Source organism: Polaromonas sp. P1_G1, from assembly GCF_056405595.1.
Map to the genome: position 1 here is coordinate 1 of NZ_JBFUBU010000067.1, position 21,121 is coordinate 21,121.

Here is a 21,121-nt window from a genome sequence, read left to right on the forward strand (position 1 = left end):
CGCTACGGGCAACCTGCGGTGCTCGAGCCAAGCGGGGTCCGGCTAAACTCGCCTTCGGCTCAGACAACGCCGGCCCTGATCCGCTTGTCTCTGCGCTCCTCGGCCCAGCCAGGACGGGGCAATCGGGAGCGRGGACAAAACACAAAGAATCAAACCAAGACAAACAAGGACTCGCCACGGCGAGTCCTTGTTTCTTRGGTATYGGTATTCMTTCCCCACCCCTTGTGGATGCGCCGAGGAGCGCAGGGCCAGACGGATCAGGGATCGCGTTGTTTGAGCGAAGCGAGTTTAGCGAGACCCCGTCTGGACCGAGCACCGCAGGTTGCCCGTAGCGAAGCGCAGGGACGCAGCAACCAGGGTCGCCTTTTCTTTTGCTTACTTTTMTTTTGGCGAAGCAAAAGAAAAGTGAGTAGCCGCCGGGCTACCCCCGGCCAGCAACCCTCAGCAGAGCGCGCGTCGCCGGAGCAAGAACCGGCAGCTAAGCAGGCCCCTCATACCCAAGCGCATTCAGAAACTCCCTCCTCCACCAATGCACATCATGCTCACGAATGTTCTTGAGCAATTTCTGGTGCCGCGCCTGGCGCTCCTCCAGCGGCATCTGTAGGGCGCGCTGTATCGTGTCGGCCGTGCCGTCGATGTCGTAAGGGTTGACCAGCAGTGCGTCCTCGAGCTGCTCGGCCGCGCCCGCAAAGCGCGACAGCACCAGCACCCCGGGATCGGCCGGGTCCTGGGCGGCGATGAATTCCTTGGCCACCAGGTTCATGCCGTCGCGCAGCGGCGTGACCAGCGCCACGCGTGCCACGCGGTACAGGCCGGGCAGGCGCTTGCGCGCAACGTTGCGGTGGATGTAGCGTATCGGCATCCAGTCGAGTTCGCCGAAATTGCCGTTGGTGGCGCCGCACAAGCTTTCGAGTTCCTGCAGCAGGTCGGTGTAAGTGCCCATGTCTTCGCGGCTGGGCGAGGCGATCTGGATCAGGGTGGCGCTGCGGATGTTTTCGGGATACTTTTTCAACAGCATTTCAAACGTCTTCAGGCGTTGCGGCAGGCCCTTGGAATAGTCGAGCCGCTCCACGCCCAGCAGCAGCTTGCGGCGCGAATACTCTTCCTTCATGCGCTCGTACATGTCGCGCGCATCCTGCGCGTGCGTGAGCGCCGCGAACTCGTCCACGTCTATGCCGATGGGAAAGGCGCCTGCGCGCACGGTGCGGTGAAAGGCCCTGAAGCGGTTGCCGCCCAGCGCCACGGCGCCGGCCTCGGCCTGCACGTAGCGCGAGAAGTGCAGCAGGTCGTTTTCGCTCTGGAAGCCCACCAGGTCGTAGGCGAACAGTGCGCGTATCAGCCACTCATGCTGCGGAATGGCTGCCAGTATCTGTTGCGGCGGCAGCGGGATGTGCAGGAAAAAACCGATGCGGTTGTTGCAGCCCATGGCGCGCAGCTCGGCGGCCATGGGGATCAGGTGGTAGTCGTGGATCCAGATGATGTCGTCGGGCCGGAGCAGGGACATCAGCTTGTGCGCGAACAGCCGGTTTACGCGGCGGTAGGCCTCGATAAAGCCGGTGTCGAAACGCGCGAGGTCCAGCCGGTAGTGGAACACCGGCCACAGCACGCCGTTGCTGTAGCCCAGGTAATAGCCCGCATGGTCTTCGGCCGACAGGTCCACCGTCGCCAGCTTGACGTTACCGGCCTGCTGCACATGCAGCTCGCCTTCGCCAGCCGCGCCGCCTTCGATGACGTTTCCGCTCCAGCCGAACCACAGGCCGCCTGTGGCATTCAGCGAATCGCCGAGCGCTACGGCGAGACCGCCGGCAGCGGCCTTTCGGGGATCGGCGACGCGATTCGAGACGACCACAAGCCGGCTCATGGCATGGCCCCCACGCTTGTCACTTCGTGTACTGCGCTGCCCCCCGAGGGGGCCGTTTTTTCCTTGGGGCGGCCCGGCGGAAAAATGGAGCTCATACTTGTGACTCCCAGGGGGTCGAGAGCCTTACCGCCGCGTTAATGATTCCCACCATGGAATAAGTCTGCGGAAAATTTCCCCACATTTCGCCGGTCACGGGATGCGTGTCTTCCGACAGCAGGCCCACATGGTTGCGCGCGGCCAGCATGGTGTTGAAAATCTCGCGGGCTTGCTCCTTGCGGCCTATGCGGGCCAGCGCGTCTATGCGCCAGAAGGTGCAGATGTTGAAGGCGGTTTCGGGCTTGCCGAAATCGTCGGGCGCCTCGTAGCGGCGCATATAGGGGCCGTCGCACAAGTGGGTTTCGAGCGCGTCCACGGTGGCGATGAAGCGCGGGTCTTTGGGGTCGATAAAGCCCACTTCAATCATCAGCAGCACGCTGGCGTCCAGGTCGCGCCCGCCGAAGCTTTCGGCAAAGGACTGGCGTTCCTCGCTCCAGGCTTCGCGCAGTATGCGTTCCTGCATCACCGCCGCGTGGTTTCGCCAGTAGTCGGCGCGCTCCGGCAGCTTGAGCACCAGCGCGATCTTGGCCAGCCGGTCGCAGGCGGCCCAGCACATCAGGGCTGAGGAGGTGTGGATGCGCGCACGCGTGCGCAGCTCCCACATGCCGGCGTCGGGCTTGTCGTAGTTGTGCACAGCCTGTTCACCGACGTCTTCAAGCCGCTTGAATTCGGCAATGCCCGCGCGGTGCAACAGCCGGTGGTCGTGAAAGGATTGGGCCGCGCCCAGTATCACGTTGCCGTAGACGTCGTGCTGAAAGTGCTCCTGGGCCTGGTTGCCGACGCGCACCGGGCCCATGCCGCGGTAACCGCCCAGGTGCACCATGATGGATTCGGGCAGTTCGCGCTCCAGGCCTATGCCGTAAAGCGGCTGGATGTGCCCGCCCTTGGATTGCACCACCACATTGCTGAGCCAGCGCAGGTAGTCTTCCATGGTGCCGACTTCGGAGAGGCTGTTGAGCGCGCGCACCACAAAAAAGGCGTCGCGCAGCCAGCAATAGCGGTAGTCCCAGTTGCGCTGGCTGCCGGGCGCTTCCGGAATGCTGGTGGTCATGGCCGCGACGATGGCGCCGGTGTCTTCAAACAGCGAGAGCTTGAGCGTGATGGCCGCGCGTATCACGGCCTCCTGCCACTCCAGCGGGATATGAAGGCGCTGGCTCCACTTCTTCCAGTAGGAAATGGTTTCCTGCTCAAACAGGCGCGCCGTGTCGGCGATGCCTTCTGGCAGGGATTCGTCGGCGCCGAGCAGGAAATTGTGCTCGCGCGTCAGTACAAAAGGCTGCTTTGACAGCAGGTGTGAGATCGACACGTCGGTGTTCAGGCGCAGCGTGAGCTCGTCGCCCACATAACGCAGGTGGTTGCTGCCCTGGGTGATCAGGGGCTTGCGCCGGCCCCAGTCGAAACGGATGTCCAGCGCCACGCGTATGCGCGGCGCACCGTTGATAGGCTTGACGCGGCGCACCAGCGTCATGGGCCGGAAAAAACGCGACCGGCTGAAAAAGCGCGGCGCGAAGTCGGTGATCTCTATGCCCTGGCCGTGCTTGTCGAACAGCTGTGTGCGCAGCACGGCGGTATTGGGTTCATACCACTGCCTGGCTTCGGCGAAGTCCTCGATCTCGATGGCGAAGGCGCTGGACTGCGAGTCCTGGGCGCCGGGGTGGGTCGCATCGTCCGGCGCGGGCTGCGGCTCGAGCAGGGCGTTGAACACCGGGTCGCTGTCAAAGCGCGGCAGGCAGCACCAGACGATGCGGCCGCGCGCGTCGATCAAGGCGCTGAACCCGCAGTTGCCGATCACGCCCATGGCCAGGGAGGGTTTCGCGGGCGGCTCAAAGTGCAGGGAATCGGCGGCGACGCTCATGGGCGGCTTTCTGGTGCGGCGGCCGGCGCATCTTCAGTCTCCCGCGACCTGCCGTCGAAGGCCGCATGCAGCCATTCGCGCAGCACGTCGGGCGATGCGCAGCGATGGTGCGCCACGGTCGCGCCTTCACCAACCTTGATGCCTTCGCCGCCCATGGCCTGGACGGCGGCGAAGCCGGCTTCGTCGGTGGTGTCGTCGCCGGCAAACAGCGGCAGGCGGCCGGCAAACGGCGCTTCGCCCATAAACGCCCTGATCGCCAAGCCCTTGCTGACGTTCGCCGGTTTGACTTCAAAAACACATTTGCCGCGCAGCAACTCGACCCCGGGTGTGCGGTCCGCGGCCTCCTGCATGAGCTGCAGGCACAGCGATTCGAGTTCAGGCGCGTGGCGGTAGTGCAGCGCCACGGCCGCCTGCTTGATCTCGACGCGCAGCCCGTCATGGTGGGCCGCGAATTCGGTGGCGTGGCGCGCGAGCTCGCTCAGGTCGGGCTCCGCCAAGCTGACGATGCGGCCGTGCGCGTCGCGGCGCTGCGCGCCGTGCTCGGTGGCCAGGGGGAGTTGCAAGGGCGAAAGAAAGCCGTCCAGGTCGGCCAGCCTGCGGCCCGAGACAATCGCCAGCGCGCCGCCGAGCTGGCCTGAAAGCCTGAGCAGGGCCGGAATCACGCCCGACACCAGCCGGACCGCATCGGGCTCGGGCGCCAGGTCGGCCAGGGTTCCGTCAAAGTCCAGAAAGAGGGCGGTCTGCGCGCCTATGGCCGGTAACGGCCCGGGAAGCGGCAAGCGCGATGATGGCGAAGCCGGCGATGGGGAAGGTGATACATGCATCGCCCTTCACCTTAGCAGGGCCCCAGCGGCGTCGCTGTAGGCCGGTTTCGCTTTTTCAGGTGTTGGCGGGTGGCTGCTGCTCTGTCGCGGTGGCGGGAAGGCTGTCTTGCACCGCTTTGATGCGTGCTTTCCGAATGGCATCGCCCACCTGCTTGCCGTCACGTCCCTCGGCCTGCGCCGCCAGCGCCAGCGGCTGCGTTTCCACTGCCTGGGCTACGGCCAGGGCTTCAAGCAGGTGCGCGCGCTGCGGGTAGGGCGAGTCGTGCAGGCCCAGGCGGCCGCGGGCATCGCACTCGCAGGCCAGCAGGATGTCGGCAAAGCGCCGGGGCTTGCGAAAGGCATCGCAGCGTTCCAGCAGGCGCACGATGGATGCGGCGTTCAGGCCTTCACTTCGGTGGACGTTGCCGTGCTCGCGCGCCACCACGTCGGCAGTTTCGCGGCAGTCCACCGGCACGCGCAGGCGTTCGCACACATCTTTCAACAGCCGGGCACTGCGCTCTTCATGGCCGATGTGGCGCGGCAGGACGTCGGCCGGCGTGGTGCCTTTGCCGAGGTCGTGGCACAGGCAGGCAAAGCGAGCGGCCAGGGGCGCCTTGAGTTGTGCCGACATGTCCAGCACCATCATCAGGTGGATGCCGGTGTCGACCTCGGGGTGGTGGCTGGCAGGCTGGGGCACACCCCAGAGGCGCGCCACCTCGGGCAGCAGTTTGTCCAGCGCGCCGCTGTCCCGCAGCACTTCGAACATGCGGGAGGGTTTGCCTTCCATGAGCCCGCGCGCCAGTTCCTGCCACACGCGTTCGGGCACCAGCGCGTCGGCTTCGCCGGCGGCCACCATGCCTTGCATCAGCGCCAGGGTCTCGGGCGCCACTGAGAAATCGGGAAAGCGGGCGGCRAAGCGKGCCAGCCGCARRATGCGCACCGGGTCTTCGCGGAAAGCGTCGGTGACGTGGCGGAGAACCTTGTCCCGCAGGTCTTTCTGGCCGTCGAAGGGATCTATCAGCGCGGAGAAATCGGGCTCGAACTTGCCGGGTTCTCCCCCGCCGCGGGCGGGCGCCGCGATGGCATTGATGGTCAGGTCGCGCCGCGCCAGGTCCTGCTCCAGCGTCACGTCGGGTTCGGCATGCACCGCGAAGCCGCGGTAGCCGCGCGCGGTCTTGCGCTCGGTGCGGGCCAGCGCGTACTCTTCGCGGGTCTCGGGATGCAGGAATACCGGGAAGTCCTTGCCTACGGGCAGGTAGCCCTGGGCCGCCAGTTCCTCGGGCGTGGCGCCCACGACCACCCAGTCGTGGTCCTGCACCGGCAAGCCGAGCAAGGTATCGCGCACCGCGCCACCGACCATGTAAATCTGCATTCGAGCAGTTTAGGATACTTCCATAAACCCGATTGCCGGGCGCATGGCGGCGTTGTACGGTGCTCGGAATCCTCATGCACCGAAGTGCATTCCGGTGTCCTGCGCGCCGTACGCCTTGCCCCGCATCCCGGTAATCGACTTTATGAAAGCATCCAGCTCCCTCGCCGGAACTCGGTAGTCAGGAGAAAACCGGCCGGAAGAAGCTGCGCTCGTAGCTGATGATGCAGCCCGTGGTCTCGGCGTACTTGAACGCCGCTAGGCAATCCTGGTCCGAAAACGAACGCTGGCGGTAGCTCTCGTAGGCTGCCAGGCTGTCGAAGGTGAACAAGGCCAGCGCGATGTTGTTGGCGCCTTCGCTGGGCATGAAATAGCCGTGGTGCTTGCCGCCGAATTTTTCGACCAGCGGGATCCATAGCTTGCCGTAGTGTTCGAACTCCTTGAGTTTGGCGGTGTTGAGCACGTAGCGCAGATAAATCGTGACCATGCGGCCTCCTGTTCAGCGCTTGACGCGGTAGGGTTCTTCGAACTCGCGGAAATCGTTTTCGGCGAGCGCGTCGTCTATCCAGGCCTTCACGCCGGGCAAGGCGGCCACACGCTGCATGTAGGCGCTGATGGCGGGCGGCACGGGCAGGGCATAGCGGCTCAGGCGCATGCAGACGGGTGCAAAAAATGCGTCGGCGATGCTGAACTCGCCAAACAGCATCGACCCCTTGTACTGCTCCAGCAGTTCCGTCCACATCTCGACGATGCGCTGCACGTCGGCGCGCACGGCCGACTTGTCGCGCCAGATCAGCTGGCCCATGTCGGACAGGTCGGCCTCGATGTTCATGGGACAGGCCGAACGCAGTGCGCCGAAGCCGCTGTGCATTTCAGCGCAGACGCTGCGCGCCCGGGCACGCGCCTTCACGTCCTGCGGCCAGAGTTTTTTCTCAGGGAAGCGTTCGGCCAGGTATTCGGCGATGGCCAGCGTGTCCCACACGACAAAACCACCGTCGTCCAGCGCCGGCACCCGGCCGGTCGGGTTCACGCCGCCGATTTTTTCCTTGAAGCTCGAGTTGGCGTCGAAGGAGTCGAAGCGCAGCTTGATTTCTTCAAAGGGAATGCCGGCCTGCTTGAGCAGCACCCAAGGGCGCATGGACCAGGAAGAGTAGTTTTTATTGCCGATGTAGAGCTTGAGCATGGGGTCCCCGTCCGCTGGTGATGATGGTGAAGGTCAAAATGAAACGACTTGCGATGCTACAACCCCGCCGGCGCGCCATTGATGCAAAAAAAACGAAAAATTGATGCTGCTCCTGGCTGCGCAAGGCGACAGCCCGCCAGGCCCCCCTGCGTTGGCCGCCGGTAAAAGGCTTTTGACGTGCAAATCGCGCTACAGTGAACGCACTGTCAACCCGTCGGCAGCCGCTGCCGGTAAAAAAAGGTTTAAGCATGATTCTGGGCGATTTGTTGCGCGCGCTTTGGGGTGAGATGTTCCGGGGCCGCCGCCGGGGCGCATCCTCAAAACAGGCTGTTTCCGGCTCGCTTCCCTTTCTTCCGAAATATTCGACACCCGAAAAAAGCAAGGTGCCCACCTTTTTTCTCCCCGTGTTCTGGGGCACGACCGACGACCGTGCGGTGACCGAAAGCATGAAGTCGGTGACCCAAAAACTGGTGGGCGGCTATTACTTCGCCGACAACCTGCTGACCTGGGGGCGCAACCTGTCCATGTTCGATGATGGCCCGTTCCTGGAAGCATGGCGGGACAACGTTGAGAGCGAATCCGACAAAGCCATCGTGTGGCGGCGCTATGTGCTGGCGTGCGCGGCCTACCATTGCGTGCACCTGGACGGAGATTTCGTTGAGTGCGGCGCCTATACCGGGGTAGGCGTCAAAACGGTGATCGACTACCTCGGAGGCCCCGCTTTCCCGAAGACCTTCTGGTGCTACGACCTCTTTGAGCACGATAGCAGCATGCTCAACCACGCCATGCCGGAGCACGGCGAAGGCTTGTATGAGCGCGTCTGCAAGAAATTCATGCTTTACCCCCAGGTCGAGATCATGAGGGGGAAAATCCCCGAAGTGTTTGCCAGCGGCTGCCCGGAGCGCATTGCCTACCTGCACATTGACCTGAACCAGGCACCCGCCGAGATCGCGGCGCTGGAGCATTTGTTCGACCGCATGGTTCCGGGCGGTATCCTGATCCTCGACGACTATGAATGGGCCGGCGCCTACCGCGGGCAGAAGATCGCCGAGGATGCCTGGTTCGATGCGCGGCAGTACCGCGTGATGCCGCTGCCCACGGGCCAGGGCCTGGTCATCAAGCGCTAGGAGTCTCCTGGCCCTCGCGGACGCATACGCCGCTAAAACCTTCCGGCCGTCTTGCGCTTGGCCGTCAGCCCGCTGCGCAGGCCCTGCTCGCCCAGGTAGGAAGGCCCTATGGCCTCCAGCGATGCCGGACTTATGCCCAGCGCCTGCAGGCCGGGCAGCTTGCCGGTGGCGACGTTGTCGTTGGCCATGGCGTCGAGGTTGTCGCGGCTGAGCATGGGCTCGCCGGGAGCCAGTTCCATGAGGCGTGCCTGCAGGCGGCCCAGCGCGGCGGGCAGTGCGACCACCGGCCGGCCCTTGCCGCCGTTCACGCCGGCGTAGCGGCCCGCCAGTCCCATGAGCTGCCGCAGCGTGAACACGTCGGGGCCGCAGGCTTCGTAAATTTGTCCCACGGTGTCGGCATCCTGCAGGCAGTGCACGATGGCCTGCGCCACGTCTTCCACCCACACGGGCTGCAAGCGCGCATCGGCGGCGGCCAGTGGAATCACCGGGAACACGCGCTGCAACCGGGCAAAGGTGTTGAGGAATTTGTCCTCGGTGCCGAAGATCACGCTGGGCCGCAGCACGGTCACGTCCAGCCCGGTGCTCAGCATCACGGCCTCGCCGCGTGCCTTGGTGCGCTGGTACATGGACGGCGAACCGGGCGAAGCGCCCAGCGCGCTGATGTGGACGATGCGCCGCAGGCCGCTGGCCTCGCAGGCGCGGGCCAGCTCCAGCGGCAGCTGCACATGCGCCTTGTCGAAGGCGGCCTGCGAGCCATGCAGGATGGCGACCAGGTTGACGACGGCGTCGTGGCCGGCCAGCAGCGGCGCCAGCGAACTGCTGTCGTGGGCGTCGGCTTCGACCACGTCGACCAGCGGCAGCATCTGCAGGTGGCGTGCATTGCTTTGTCGCCGCGTGACGACGGTGACGCGGCACTGGCGCTGCGCCAGCTTTTCACAAACATGGCGCCCGACAAAGCCGGTGCCGCCCAGGAGCAGGATTTTGTTCATAGGCCCTAATTTAGCGCTTTTGCCGTGCCTTGCCGCCGATGAGATGTCATGCAAGCCGTTCTGGAGGGAAAGTTCAGGCGGAATGCGGGTTGTCGGCTATTAATTTGATAGCGCTGGAGGCCCTCCGCGGAATCCGGTCTTGGCCTACACGCGCCGGCAGGCGGTGTCCGCATACTTTCCGGATGAATATCTTTGAAGCATTGCGAACCAGCCACGACACCCAGCGCGCCCTGGCCGACCACCTGATCAAGACACAAGGCGACAGCCCGGACCGCGATTCCCTTTTCAAGGAACTCCGGCGTGAACTGGCAGCGCACGCGGCGGCTGAGGAGCGTTTTTTTTATGTCCCGCTGATCGCGCACGACATGACGCAGGAGCCTTCGCGGCACGGCATCGCGGAGCACCACCAGATGGACAAGCTGGTGGAAACGCTGGCGGGCACCGACTTCAGCTCGCCGGGCTGGCTGGCCACGGCGAAAGAGCTGCACCACAAGATCCATCACCACCTCGAGGATGAGGAGCAGGGAATTTTCCAGCTCGCGGGCAAAGTCCTCAGCGAGGCCGAGAAGCTGTCGCTGGCCAAGGGTTACGAGGGTGAATTCGTTTCTCAGCGCACCAAGGACTGATGAAATCTGGCATCTTCGCGGGGTTTGCGCAAATTGCCGTGAGGATACGGGCCCGCTTTATGGCTTGTCCCCGCGATCGTTCCCATCGGGCTTGAGCAACGGCGCGGGTTTTTCCATCAGCCGCACCAGCCTCGGCACCACCGCCAGAATTCCCAGCGCCAGCAAGGTGCTGAGGACCGCCGTCGCTTCGCGACCCATGCCGGCCGCCACGCCTATGGCCGCAGTCAGCCAGATGCCGGCGGCGGTCGTCAGGCCTTTGACCTGTTCTTCGTCGTCGCTGTGGCCCTTGATGTGGCCTTTGAGGATGGCGCCCGCGCCCAGGAAGCCAACACCGGCGACGATACCTTGAATCACACGGCTCAGGTCGGCGCTCAGCATGCCGGTTTGCGCCGACACCAGTACAAACATCGCGGCGCCCATGGCCACCAGCATGTGGGTGCGCACTCCGGCGGCCTTGCCCTTTTGTTCACGTTCTATGCCCAGCAGGCCGCCCAGCAAGGCCGCCAGCACCAGGCGCAGCATGACGCGGGTGGCCTGCTCGGCATCGGGCAAATCCGAGAACTCCGAGGCGATGGTTTCGCCGATTTGCTGCCACCAGCTGGATGCCATGCGGACTCCTTTTCACGTGGTTGGTTTGTGGATGGGTGTCCTGTCCAATGTACCGTTTACGCCTCGCCGCGTCACCAGAAGCTCCGCCCGCCTTCAGGGATGGATTTTTTCCCCGCGCTGCAGCATGCCGAAAAACAGCGCGAGGCGGCGTTCGCGTGTCTCGGCTTTCTTGGCGGTTTGCAGCCTGAACAGGATGGCGAAGCGGTTGCGTGAGTCGAGGGATTCAAAAAAGGCCCTGGCCTTGGGTTTTTTGGCCAGCAGGGCCGCCAGGTCGTCGGGCACAGTGATCTTGCTTTGCGCATCGTAGGCGGCGTCCCAGCGGCCGTCGGCTTTGGCGCGCTCGACCTCGGCCAGGCCCGCGGGCTGCATCCGGCCCGATGCGATCAGCGCCATGGCCTTGTCGCAGTTGATCTTGGACCAGGTGCTGCGCGCGCGGCGCGGCGTGAACTTCTGCAGGAAGAACTGCGTGTCCAGTGCGTTGCGCTGGCCGTCTATCCAGCCCTGGCAGAGGGCCTCTTCCAGCGCCTCGGCATGGGTGGTGGAGGCGATGCCGGAATCCTTTTTGGCGATTTGCAGCCAGATGCCGGGGCTGCCGGCATGGTGTTTTTTGAGCCAGGTGGCCCAGCTCTTCGTGGTTTTACAGTGAAGCGTGGCGAGGGTGTCGGGTGAGGCGGGCATGCGGCATTGTGCCGGGCGCGTGCCTCCAGCGGCAGGGCCACGAAAAAACCGCCCGAAGGCGGTTTTTCGAAGGCTGCAGCGCGGCGCTCAGTGCGTGATGTAGTCCGACACCACTTTCCAGCGCGCATCCTGCAGCAGCGAAAGGCGCGACTGGTTGTTGCCCAAGCGTTTTTGCGGGCCGAATTTCGCTTCGGAGCTGCCGAAGATGTCGGCCGGGATCACCATGGTGTCCATGGCCTTGATAAAGCTGTCGGTCGACAGGTTGGCGCCGGCTTTCTGCGAGGCGCGGATAAAGGCGTCGACCACCGTGTAGCCGTAGACCGAGAATACCGTCGGGTCTTCGTTGAAGGCGGTCTTGTACTTGTTGGCCCAGAAACGGATGGGCTGCGAGGCTTCGTCCAGGTAGGGATTTTGCACCGTCATGGTCGCGTAGAGGCCGTCCATGGCCTTGCCGCCCAGYTTGTGGATCAGGTCGGTGTAGGCCGCGCTGGASCCSAKGAAGRYCGGGYTGTAGCCCAGCTTGCGSGCCGTGCCWATGSCGCCWATGGTYTCRCGGATGATGGTGCCCAGCACCACCAGGTCGCATTCGGAGGCCTTGAGCTTGGCGACCTGCGACGAGAAATCGGTGGCGCCGCGCTTGAAGGAGGTTTTCTCGACCATGGTCATGCCGATGGCCTTGAGGCCGTCGTCGGCGCCGCGCTGCACTTCCAGGCCGAACTCGTCGTCCTGGTACATGGAGCAGACCTTCTTGGCGTTCTTTTCCTTGACCAGCTTGGGCACGGCGGCCTTCATCTGGTCGTAGTAGGTGGCGGCGAACGAATACTTGAGCTTGTGGAAGGGCTCGTACATCTCGCGGGCGGCCGTCACCGGGAAGAAGTTGATSACGTTYTTCTCGAACTGCACSGGCATGGCMGCCAGGTTYTGCGCSGTRCCSAKGTGGCCCACCATCRYGAARATCTTGTCCTGGTTGACCAGCTTCTGCGCCGCCAGCACCGCCTTCTTGGGGTCGTAGCCCGAGTCCTCGACGATGAGCTTGATCTTGCGGCCGTTGATGCCGCCCTGCTCGTTGAGCTCGTCCACGCGCAGGGTCATGCCGTTGCGTATCTGCTTGCCGAAGCCCGCCAGCGGCCCCGACAGGTCCTGGATGGACCCCAGCGTGATTTCGGTTTTGCTGACGCCCTGGCTTTGCGCCTGTGCCGGCGCGGCCGACAGGGCGGCGGCACAGGCCAGCGCGGAAAGGGCGGCGGTTGATTTCAGTTTCATGGTTTGTCTCCTGTAAGTTTTTTATCCACTCGGTCCACGGTGATCAGTACATGGCCTCGATGTGCGGGGCGTATTTTTTTTCTACGAGCTTGCGCTTGAGCTTCATGGTCGGCGTGAGTTCTTCGTCCTCCGCCGTGAGCTGTGTGTCGAGCAGGAAAAATTTCTTGATCTGCTCGACCCGCGCAAACTTCTTGTTGACCCGGTCGATTTCCGACTGGATCAATTCTTGCACTTCGGCCGCCCGCGTCAAGCTGGCGTAATTACTGAAGGGTATGTCCGCATCCTGGGCGAATTTCTCGACGTTTTCCTGGTCGATCATGATGATGCAGGTGAGGTAGGGCCGCTTGTCGCCTATAACCACCGCGTCAGTCACGTAAGGCGAGAACTTGAGCTCGTTCTCGAGCTCGCTGGGCGTGACGTTCTTGCCGCCGGCCGTGATGATGATGTCCTTCATGCGGTCGGTGATCCTGAAGTAGCCTTCCTCGTCCACCACCCCCACGTCGCCGGTGTGCAGCCAGCCCTCCGTATCTATGGTTTCAGCGGTCTTTTCGGGCTGGTTCAGGTAGCCCATGAAGACGTTGGGGCCGCGCACCAGGATTTCGCCGGTGGCCGGGTCCAGGCGCATTTCGTTGTAGCCGGCCGCCGGGCCTATGGAGCCGGGCTTCATGCGGCTGGCCGGTACGCCGCTGGCGGCGCCGCAAGTCTCCGTCATGCCCCAGACCTCCAGCATGGGAACGCCCAGCGCCATGTACCACTTGACCAGGTCGGGCGAAATCGGCGCCGCGCCCGTGACGCAAAAGCGCGCGCGGTGTATGCCGATCAGCTTGCGCGTATTGTTGAGTGCCAGCCAGCGCGCCAGCGTGAACTGGAGCTTGAGCGCAGCGCCGACGGGCCGGCCCGCCAGCACGGTGTCGGCGATGCGCATGCCCACGCCTATGCTCCAGCCATAGGCCGCCTGCTGCAGCCAGCTGGCTTCCTTGAGCGCGATCATCACGCCGGAATAGAACTTCTCCCACACGCGCGGCACGGCGGTGAACACCGTGGGCGCGATTTCGCGCACGTTCTCGGGAATGGTTTCGGGGTTCTCTACGAAATTGAGTTTGGCGCCTGTGTACAGCGAAAAATACTCGCCGCCCATGCGCTCGGCGATGTGGCACAGCGGCAAAAAGCACATGCGTTCGTCGTTTTCATCCTGTGCCACCAGCGTGTTGTAGCCGCGCGCGGTGAACACCAGGCCATGCTGGCTGTGCATGGCGCCCTTGGGTTTTCCGGTGGTGCCCGAGGTGTAGACCAGGATGGCGAGGTCTTCGGGCCGGCACGCGGCGGCGCGTTCCTTGACCGCATCGGGATGGTCCGCCAGGTAAGCGCGGCCCAGCGCGCGCAGCGCGTCCAGGCTCATCACGCCCGGGTCGTCCAGCTCGCGCAGGCCCTCCATGTCGAACACGATCACCTGGCGCAGCAGCGGCAGTTGCGGCCGCACTTCCAGTGCCTTGTCGAGCTGTTCGTCGTCCTCGACGAAGAGCAGCGTGGTGCGCGAGTCTTCGCAGAGGTAATGCACCTGCGAGGCGGCATCGGTCGGGTAGATACCGCTGCAGACGCCGCCGCAGCTCAGCACGGCGATGTCGGCCAGCACCCAGTTGACGATGGTGTTGGACAGGATAGAAGCGCATTCGCCGCGCGCAAAGCCCAGGCTCAGCAGGCCGGCCGCGATCTCGCGCACCGCGTCGCCGGTTTTGGTCCAGCTCCAGCTGCGCCAGATGCCTAGTTTTTTCTGCCGCATCCAGGTCTGGTTGCCGCGCTGCGCCACCGCGTTCCAGAACACTGCGGGAATCGTGTCGCCCGGCATGACGATGGCATGTTCGGGCTGGATATGGCCGAGGTCCCAGAGATTGCTCATTTCTATCTCCAGGTCTTTTTCTTTTTCCAGCGGCGTTCACCGCGCACGCCGTCTTCCTTCATGCCGAGGTAGAACTCCTTGATGTCGTCCTTCTCGCGCAGGCGGGCACAGGTGTCTTCCATCACGATGCGGCCGTTTTCGAGCACATAACCGTAGTCCGACGCGTTGAGCGCCATGTTGGCGTTCTGCTCGACCAGCAAAATCGTGGTGCCGCGCTCGCGGTTGATGCGCACCACGATCTCGAAGATTTCCTTGGTGAGCTTGGGCGACAGGCCCAGGCTGGGCTCGTCGAGCAGGATCAGGTCGGGCGAGGCCATCAGCGCGCGCGAGATCGCCAGCATCTGCTGCTGGCCGCCCGAAAGCAGGCCGGCATCCTGCAGTGCGCGCTCCTTCAGGATCGGAAAGTAGCCGTAGACCGCTTCCATGTCCAGCGCCACGCCGTCGCGGTCCTTGCGGGTGTAGGCGCCCATCAGCAGGTTGTCGCGCACGCTGAGCAGCGGGAACACCTCGCGGCCTTCGGGCACATGGCTCAGGCCCTGCTGCACGATAAAGGCCGGGTCCTGCGCCGTGATGTCCTGGCCCTTGAAGTCGATGGAGCCCTTGCGCGGGTCCAGGATGCCCGAGATGGTCTTGAGGATGGTGGATTTGCCCGCGCCGTTGGAGCCCAGCACGGTGGCGATCTCGCTGCGCCGCACCTGCAGGCTCACGCCGCGTATGGCCTTGATCGGGCCGTAGGCGCTCTCGACGTTGAGCAGCTTGAGGACCGGCTGGTCGCTGACAGGCGGCGGTACTGCGCTCATGCCGTCCTCCGCAAAGATGAAACTTCATCCACCGAACCCAGGTAAGCCTCGATCACGCCCGGGTCGTTCTGCACCTCGCGCGGCGTGCCCACGGCCAGCACCTCGCCCTGGTTCATCGCCAGCACGCGGTCGGAGACGCGCGAGACCAGGSWCATGTCGTGCTCSACCATCAGCACGGTGATGCCCAGCTCGTKCTKGATGTCCTGKATCCAGAASGCCATGTCGCCGGTTTCCTCCACGTTGAGGCCTGAGGACGGCTCGTCTAGCAGCAGCAGCCGCGGCTCGGTGCACAGCGCGCGCGCCAGTTCCACCACCTTGCGCACGCCGTAGGGCAGGCCCGCCACCATGGAATCGCGGTGATGCTGCAGGTCGAGGAAGTCGATCACCTGCTCCGCCTTCTCGCGCGCCTGGAGTTCGGCCTCGCGCGCCCTGGCGGTGAAAAAAAGGTCGTGCAGCAAACCGGTCTGCCTGTGCGTGTGCCGGCCTATCAGCAGGTTGTGCAGCACGGTGGCGTGCTCGAACAGCTCGATGTTCTGGAAGGTGCGCGCGATGCCCAGCGCGGCGATTCTGTGCGGCGGCTGGGCCGTGAGCTTTTCGCCGCGGTACTCGATCTCGCCGCTGGTCGGCGTGTAGATGCGGCTGATCAGATTGAACACCGTGGTCTTGCCGGCGCCGTTGGGACCTATCAGCGTGAAGACCTCGCCCTCTTTCACGTCAAAGCTCACCTTGTTGACGGCCAGAACCCCGCCGAAGCGCACGCTGAGGTTTTTGGCTGAAAGAAGAATATCGGTCATTTCAGGCGATCCGACTTCTGGAAGGATTTCTGCCGCTTGAATAGCCCTTTTCGGTAGAACGGAAAGAGCTGGAAGTAGGTGCGGACCTTGAGCCAGCGACCGTAGAGTCCCATCGGCTCGAACAGCACGAAGGCAATCAGCACGATGCCGTACACGGCCGCCTGCAGGCCGGGCGCCTGGCCTATGGCGGCGGGCAGGTGGTCCTTGGTGAGAGCGATCACCTGCGGCATCGATATCAGGAAGATGGCGCCCAGGAAGGCGCCGTGCACCGAACCCACGCCGCCGATGACGATCATCAGCAGCAGGTCTATGGACTGCAGGATGTTGAATTGGTCGGGCGAGATGAACTGCAGCTTGTGCGCATACAGCGCGCCGGCAACGCCGGCCAGTGCTGCCGACAGCGCGAAGGACAGCGTCTTGTAGCGCGCCAGGTGTATGCCCATGCTCTGCGCGGAGATCTCGGAATCGCGTATCGCCACAAAGGCCCGGCCCGTGGGCGAGCGCAGCAGGTTGAGGATGGCCAGCGTGGAAGCCATGGTGATGACGAGGCACAGGAAATAAAACGACTCGCCGCTGGCGAGCTTCCAGCCGAACATGTCGGGCACCTTGATGTGGATGCCGGCATTGCCGCCCGTCACGCTTTCCCAGCGCGCGAACACCTCTTCGACGATGAACCCGAAGGACAGCGTGGCCATGCCCAGGTAGATGCCCTTGACGCGCAGCGCGGGCAAGCCCACAACCAGGCCCACCGCGGCCGAGAGCCCGGCGGCGCAGGCCAGCGCGATGGGGAAGGGAAGGCCCGCATTGGTCAGCACGGCCTGGGTGTAGGCGCCCACGCCCAGGAAGGCCGCATGGCCGAGCGAGAACAGGCCGGTGAAACCCGCGAGCAGCATCAGGCCCAGGCCGGCAATCGCGTAAATCATCACAAAGGTCAGCTGCGCGAGCCAGTATTCGGCGACCAGCCAGGGCGCGGCCAGCAGCAGAAGCATGAGCGTGCCGTACCAGAACACGTGGCCGGCGTGTTTGGCAAGCTTGATGTCTTGCGCGTAATCGGTTTTGAAAATAAAGCGCATGAATTGGTTAAACCTTTTTGCGCAGCTTTTCGCCGAACAGGCCGCTGGGCTTGACCATCAGCATGATGAGCACCACCACATAGGCGGCGATGTCTTTGAAGCCGTCGGGCAGGTAAAAGCCCGAGAGGGATTCGACCAGGCCTATGACCAGGCCGCCGACGATGGCGCCCGGCAGGCTGCCGAAGCCGCCCACCACCGCAGCCGGAAATGCCTTGAGCCCGATGAAACCCATATTGGCGTGCACAAAGGTGATGGGCGCCAGCAGCAGGCCGGCAATGGCGGCCACGGCGGAGGCCAAGCCCCAGACCAGGCCGTTGAGCCGCTTGACCGGAATGCCCATGTAGTAGGCGGCCAGCTGGTTTTGCGAGGAGGCCTGCATGGCGATGCCCAGCTTGCTGTACCTGAAGAGCGCGAACAGCGCCAGGCACAGCACCGCCGTGCTGGCGATGATGGCGACCTGCTCGACATTGATGACCAGCGTGCCGGCGGTCCAGATCTGGTCTTTGTAGGGCACGGGCAGTACGTAGGTCTCGGTGCCTATGCCGGGAATCATGGTGATGAGGCCGCGCGCCGTGTAGCCCACGCCAATGGTCAGCATGACGATGGAAAAAGCGGGCTGGCCGAGGATGGGGCGTATCACGAGGCGCTCGAGCAGCATGCCGAACAGCGCCATGCCGGCAATCGCGCTGAGCACGGCCAGCCAGAAGGGGAAACCCAGCAGCGTCATGCAGGCCAGGCCGGCGAAGGCGCCCAGCATCATCAGTTCGCCCTGCGCAAAACTGACCGTCTCGGTGGCCTTGTAGATCAGCACAAAACCCAACGCGATCAAGCCGTAGATGCAGCCTTGGGCGATACCGCTGATGAGCAGCTGCAGGAATTGCACGTAGCGGTCTCCCCTGTAATTAGCTTTGGTTATAGCTGTCGCCTGAATGTCTGTCGCTAGGGGTTGTTCCGAATACGTGTCGCATTCGCGATCAAGCGTAATCCCTTACATGACAGGAAACGTTCGAATCGGCGCGGGCCTGGGTTTTTATGGCGATGCCTGGGAGCCGGTGGCCGCGAGCATTGAGCGCGGCGGCGTGCACTACATCGCGAGCGACCACCTCGCGGAGCTGACGCTGGCCATCCTGCAAAAAGACCGGCAGCGCGATGCATCGCTGGGTTATGCGCGCGACGTGGTGCCCATGCTGATGAAGCTCTGGCCGCTGATGCAAACGCGCGGCGTCAAGTTCATCTGCAATGCCGGAGGGCTCAACCCCGCGGGCGCGGCCGCCGCCTTGCGCGCGGCGTTCGCGGCCAAGGGCTGGAAGGCGCGCATTGCGGTGGTCACCGGCGATGACGTGTTGCCGCGGCTGGCGGCGCTGGCGCCGCCGCACCTGTTCAACGCCCAGCCTTTTGAAACCGTGCGGGAGCGCATGGTGTTCGCCAATGCCTACCTGGGCGCGCGGCCTATCGTGTCGGCGCTGCAGCAGAGCGCCGACATCGTTATCACCGGGCGCGTGGCCGACGCGGCGCTGTTCCTCGCGCCGCTGGTGCATGAATTCGGCTGGAAGCTCGAGGACGCTGCCACACAGCCCGAGCTGGACCGGCTGGCCCAGGGCCTGGCGGTCGGGCACTTGCTGGAGTGTTCGGGCCAAGGCAGCGGCGGAAACTTCGGCAGCCAGGGGGCCTGGAAGGCCATTCCCGACCTGGCGCATATCGGCTACCCCATCGCCGAGGTCGGCGAAGACGGCGCTGCGCTGCTCACCAAGGCGCCGGGGACCGGCGGCCGCATCAACTTCGACACCGTGCGCCAGCAATTGCTCTACGAAGTGCACGATCCCACACGCTATATCTCGCCCGATGTGGTGCTGGACCTGTCGGAAGTGAATCTCGAAGACCTGGGCCACGACCAGGTGCGCATGACGGGCGCGCGCGGCCATCCGCGGCCGGCGCAGCTCAAGCTTGTGGGCGGCTTTCGCGACGGCTACAAGGCTGAGGTCACCTGGGGTTTCAGCTGGCCCGATGCCTGGGACAAGGCGCAGGCGGCGGTTGCCATGGTGAAAGCCCAGCTGGCCGACAGGCGCATGCCGCATGACGAACTGTTTGTCGAGTTTCCGGGTCTCAACTCGGCGCACGGCCCGCTGGCGCCTATGCCGGCGCCTGAAGCACTGGCCGAACTCAACGAGGTCTGGGTGCGCATGGCGGTGCGCACGCAGGACAAGGCGGTGGCCGACGGTTTCGGCCGGCTGTTCTCATGGATGGCGCTGAGCGGGCCGGCCTACAGCTGCGGCTTTCACGGCCTGAACAACGGCAGCGAACTGCTGGGCATCTGGCCTGCGCTGCTGGACCGGCAGGCGGTCGAGGCCGCGGTGCGGGTGGAGGTAGTGTCCTCATGAAAGTGCAGCTCGTGAAGCTCGCGCATGCGCGCAGCGGCGACAAGGCCGACTGGGTGGACTTCGGCCTGTTTGCCTGGAACGAGGCGGGCTACCGCCTGATCGCCCGCGAAGTCACGGCCGAACGCGTGCAGGCGCACTTCGCGCCCTGGCTGCCCGGCACGGTGCAGTGCTGGGCCCTGCCCAATATCCTGGCGCTCAAGCTGGTGCTGCAAGGCGCGCTGCAGGGCGGCGGGGCGCGCAACCTGCGCATGGACAACCTCGGCAAGGCCATGGCGGCTGCTTTGCTGCGCATGGAGATCGAGGTCAGCGCCGCTGAATTAGCCGAAGCCGGCGCCGCGCCGCGCGTCGGTTGGTGGCCGGAGGCGCCATGACGATTCATATTTCGAAGCAAGGGCAGGTCACCGTGATCACGCTGGACCGGCCCGAGGTGCGCAACGCGGTCGATGCCGATACGGCGCGTGCGCTGCACGAAGCTTTTATCGCCTTTGATGAAGATGAGGATGCGCATGTGGCGGTGTTCCACGGTGCGCACGGCCACTTCTGCGCGGGCTGGGATTTGCAGGCCGGCGCACGGCTGGCCGGGCAAGCCGGCGGTGAACAGGTCTTGAGCCAGCTCGACTTCTCGCCCGGCGATAAAAACCCGCCGGCGCCCATGGGCCCGTCGCGCCTGCTGCTGTCCAAGCCGGTGATTGCCGCCGTCAGCGGCGCGGCGGTGGCCGGCGGCATGGAGCTGGCGCTGTGGTGCGACCTGCGCGTGATGGAGGAGGACGCCTATTTCGGCGTGTACTGCCGGCGCTTCGGTGTGCCGCTGATCGACGGCGGCACGGTGCGCCTGCCGCGGCTGGTCGGTATGGGCCATGCGATGGATTTGATTCTCACCGGGCGCAAGGTGGAAGCGGCTGAAGCCTTGCAGATGGGGCTGGCCAACCGCGTCGTACCCAAAGGCGGCGCGCGCGATGCCGCGGTGGCGCTGGCGCAGCAGCTCAGCCGCTTTCCGCAGGCCACAATGCGGGCCGACCGGCTCAGCGCCTACCGGCAGTGGGACCTGGGATGGGAGGAGGCGCTGCACCAGGAATGGGAGCGCGGCAAGCAGCGCCTGCCCGACGCTTTTGCCGGCGCCGCGCGTTTTGCGGGCGGGCAGGGCCGGCACGGCGAGTTTGAGTAAGCCTCAGTCCTTGGCGATTTTTCGCGGCTTGCCGAAATCGTCAATTGCCACATAGGTGAGGCTGGCTTCGGTGACCTTGATGTAGCGCCCTTGCGCCCGGAAGCGTTCGGCGTAGACCTCGACCTGGACGGTGATGGAGGTGGTGCCTATGCGGGTGAGGCTGGAAAAAAACGACAGGATGTCGCCCACGCGCACCGGTTGCTTGAAGATGAACTGGTTGACCGCCACCGTGGCCAGCCGGCCGTCGACGTGGCGGGCCGGCACCACGGAGCCGGCCAGGTCGACCTGGGCCATGACCCAGCCGCCGAAGATGTCGCCGTTGGCGTTGCAGTCGGCCGGCATCGGAATGACCTTGAGCACCAGCTCCTTGTCGGTGGGCAGCTGGACGGTCAGGGCATCTTCTGCGTGAATGTCCGTAGGGGCGCTTGATTCGGTAGACATAGGCACAATCTGAAAAAGTTATTACAACAACCCTCACGATTGTCCCTCATGCGCTCCCGAGCTTCCGCCGCCGATTCTTCCCTCGCCGTGCCCGCCACGCCCGTGCCGGGGGGG

At 64.4% G+C, this 21,121-nt stretch carries 21 protein-coding genes; 5 read left to right on the top strand and 16 right to left on the bottom strand.

The features are described from left to right. Positions 1 to 478: 478 nt before the first annotated feature. The 6 genes from otsA to AC1D1Y_RS24110 all read right to left on the bottom strand — a co-directional run bounded on the left by otsA (position 479) and on the right by AC1D1Y_RS24110 (position 7,167). Positions 479 to 1,861 (bottom strand): alpha,alpha-trehalose-phosphate synthase (UDP-forming), encoded by a 1,383-nt coding sequence (gene otsA / locus AC1D1Y_RS24085; RefSeq protein WP_477684570.1) that lies wholly within the window; start codon positions 1,859 to 1,861, stop codon positions 479 to 481. 91 nt (positions 1,862 to 1,952) lie between these two features. Further along, positions 1,953 to 3,812, bottom strand: coding sequence for a glycoside hydrolase family 15 protein (locus AC1D1Y_RS24090; protein WP_477684571.1), 1,860 nt, complete (start codon positions 3,810 to 3,812; stop codon positions 1,953 to 1,955). Then, positions 3,809 to 4,636, bottom strand: a complete 828-nt coding sequence (gene otsB / locus AC1D1Y_RS24095; protein WP_477684572.1) for a trehalose-phosphatase — start codon at positions 4,634 to 4,636, stop codon at positions 3,809 to 3,811. Before otsB ends, AC1D1Y_RS24090 begins: the two co-directional genes overlap by 4 nt. 55 nt (positions 4,637 to 4,691) lie before the next feature. Further along, positions 4,692 to 5,987: a multifunctional CCA addition/repair protein gene (locus tag AC1D1Y_RS24100; RefSeq protein ID WP_477684573.1), complete on the bottom strand. Its 1,296-nt coding sequence runs from the start codon at positions 5,985 to 5,987 to the stop codon at positions 4,692 to 4,694. 178 nt (positions 5,988 to 6,165) lie between these two features. Next, positions 6,166 to 6,471 (bottom strand): NIPSNAP family protein, encoded by a 306-nt coding sequence (locus AC1D1Y_RS24105; RefSeq protein WP_477652932.1) that lies wholly within the window; start codon positions 6,469 to 6,471, stop codon positions 6,166 to 6,168. 12 nt (positions 6,472 to 6,483) lie between these two features. Beyond that, positions 6,484 to 7,167, bottom strand: coding sequence for a glutathione S-transferase family protein (locus tag AC1D1Y_RS24110; RefSeq protein ID WP_477684574.1), 684 nt, complete (start codon positions 7,165 to 7,167; stop codon positions 6,484 to 6,486). 383 nt (positions 7,168 to 7,550) lie between these two features. Between AC1D1Y_RS24110 and AC1D1Y_RS24115 the strand changes: the two genes are divergently transcribed. Continuing rightward, a complete protein-coding gene (locus AC1D1Y_RS24115; protein WP_477684575.1) occupies positions 7,551 to 8,294 on the top strand; it encodes a class I SAM-dependent methyltransferase in 744 nt (247 codons plus the stop codon). A gap of 32 nt (positions 8,295 to 8,326) precedes the next feature. Here the strand turns inward: AC1D1Y_RS24115 and AC1D1Y_RS24120 are convergent, their stop codons facing one another. Then, positions 8,327 to 9,283, bottom strand: coding sequence for a complex I NDUFA9 subunit family protein (locus tag AC1D1Y_RS24120; RefSeq protein WP_477684576.1), 957 nt, complete (start codon positions 9,281 to 9,283; stop codon positions 8,327 to 8,329). 182 nt (positions 9,284 to 9,465) lie between these two features. On the opposite strand from AC1D1Y_RS24120, the gene AC1D1Y_RS24125 reads away from it, so the two are divergent. Next, positions 9,466 to 9,909, top strand: a complete 444-nt coding sequence (locus tag AC1D1Y_RS24125; RefSeq protein ID WP_477675069.1) for a hemerythrin domain-containing protein — start codon at positions 9,466 to 9,468, stop codon at positions 9,907 to 9,909. Between the two features lie 57 nt (positions 9,910 to 9,966). Here AC1D1Y_RS24125 and AC1D1Y_RS24130 read toward each other — a convergent pair whose 3' ends face one another. The 8 genes from AC1D1Y_RS24130 to AC1D1Y_RS24165 form a co-directional block, all read right to left on the bottom strand. Beyond that, complete coding sequence (locus AC1D1Y_RS24130; protein WP_477684577.1) at positions 9,967 to 10,518, bottom strand: MgtC/SapB family protein; 552 nt, start codon at positions 10,516 to 10,518, stop codon at positions 9,967 to 9,969. Positions 10,519 to 10,611: 93 nt separating this feature from the next. After that, positions 10,612 to 11,196: a YdeI/OmpD-associated family protein gene (locus tag AC1D1Y_RS24135; RefSeq protein ID WP_477684578.1), complete on the bottom strand. Its 585-nt coding sequence runs from the start codon at positions 11,194 to 11,196 to the stop codon at positions 10,612 to 10,614. Positions 11,197 to 11,283: 87 nt separating this feature from the next. Continuing rightward, complete coding sequence (locus AC1D1Y_RS24140; protein WP_477684579.1) at positions 11,284 to 12,459, bottom strand: ABC transporter substrate-binding protein; 1,176 nt, start codon at positions 12,457 to 12,459, stop codon at positions 11,284 to 11,286. Positions 12,460 to 12,502: 43 nt separating this feature from the next. Continuing rightward, on the bottom strand, positions 12,503 to 14,356 hold the full coding sequence (locus AC1D1Y_RS24145) for an AMP-dependent synthetase/ligase (RefSeq protein WP_477684580.1): 1,854 nt from the start codon (positions 14,354 to 14,356) through the stop codon (positions 12,503 to 12,505). A gap of 2 nt (positions 14,357 to 14,358) precedes the next feature. Then, complete coding sequence (locus AC1D1Y_RS24150) at positions 14,359 to 15,156, bottom strand: ABC transporter ATP-binding protein (protein WP_477652941.1); 798 nt, start codon at positions 15,154 to 15,156, stop codon at positions 14,359 to 14,361. Further along, on the bottom strand, positions 15,153 to 15,950 hold the full coding sequence (locus tag AC1D1Y_RS24155; protein WP_477684581.1) for an ABC transporter ATP-binding protein: 798 nt from the start codon (positions 15,948 to 15,950) through the stop codon (positions 15,153 to 15,155). The genes AC1D1Y_RS24150 and AC1D1Y_RS24155 overlap by 4 nt, the downstream gene beginning before the upstream one ends. Further along, positions 15,947 to 17,023, bottom strand: a complete 1,077-nt coding sequence (locus AC1D1Y_RS24160) for a branched-chain amino acid ABC transporter permease (protein WP_477684582.1) — start codon at positions 17,021 to 17,023, stop codon at positions 15,947 to 15,949. The genes AC1D1Y_RS24155 and AC1D1Y_RS24160 overlap by 4 nt, the downstream gene beginning before the upstream one ends. A 7-nt stretch (positions 17,024 to 17,030) precedes the next feature. Further along, complete coding sequence (locus tag AC1D1Y_RS24165; protein WP_477652944.1) at positions 17,031 to 17,906, bottom strand: branched-chain amino acid ABC transporter permease; 876 nt, start codon at positions 17,904 to 17,906, stop codon at positions 17,031 to 17,033. Between the two features lie 109 nt (positions 17,907 to 18,015). Between AC1D1Y_RS24165 and AC1D1Y_RS24170 the strand changes: the two genes are divergently transcribed. Genes AC1D1Y_RS24170 through AC1D1Y_RS24180 form a run of 3 tightly spaced genes read left to right on the top strand, consistent with a single transcriptional unit; the run spans position 18,016 to position 20,566 of the window. Further along, positions 18,016 to 19,401 carry an acyclic terpene utilization AtuA family protein gene (locus AC1D1Y_RS24170; RefSeq protein ID WP_477684583.1) on the top strand — a complete coding sequence of 462 codons (1,386 nt, stop codon included), beginning with the start codon at positions 18,016 to 18,018 and terminating at the stop codon, positions 19,399 to 19,401. Then, entirely contained in the window at positions 19,398 to 19,772 is a 375-nt protein-coding gene (locus tag AC1D1Y_RS24175) for an AtuA-related protein (RefSeq protein WP_477684584.1), read from the top strand. Before AC1D1Y_RS24170 ends, AC1D1Y_RS24175 begins: the two co-directional genes overlap by 4 nt. Beyond that, the gene (locus AC1D1Y_RS24180; protein ID WP_477684585.1) at positions 19,769 to 20,566 is read left to right on the top strand and encodes a crotonase/enoyl-CoA hydratase family protein; all 798 of its coding nucleotides are present in this window, start codon (positions 19,769 to 19,771) and stop codon (positions 20,564 to 20,566) included. The genes AC1D1Y_RS24175 and AC1D1Y_RS24180 overlap by 4 nt, the downstream gene beginning before the upstream one ends. Before the next feature lie 3 nt (positions 20,567 to 20,569). On the opposite strand, the gene AC1D1Y_RS24185 is transcribed toward AC1D1Y_RS24180, so the two are convergent. Then, a complete protein-coding gene (locus tag AC1D1Y_RS24185) occupies positions 20,570 to 21,007 on the bottom strand; it encodes an acyl-CoA thioesterase (protein ID WP_477684586.1) in 438 nt (145 codons plus the stop codon). Positions 21,008 to 21,121: the final 114 nt, after the last annotated feature.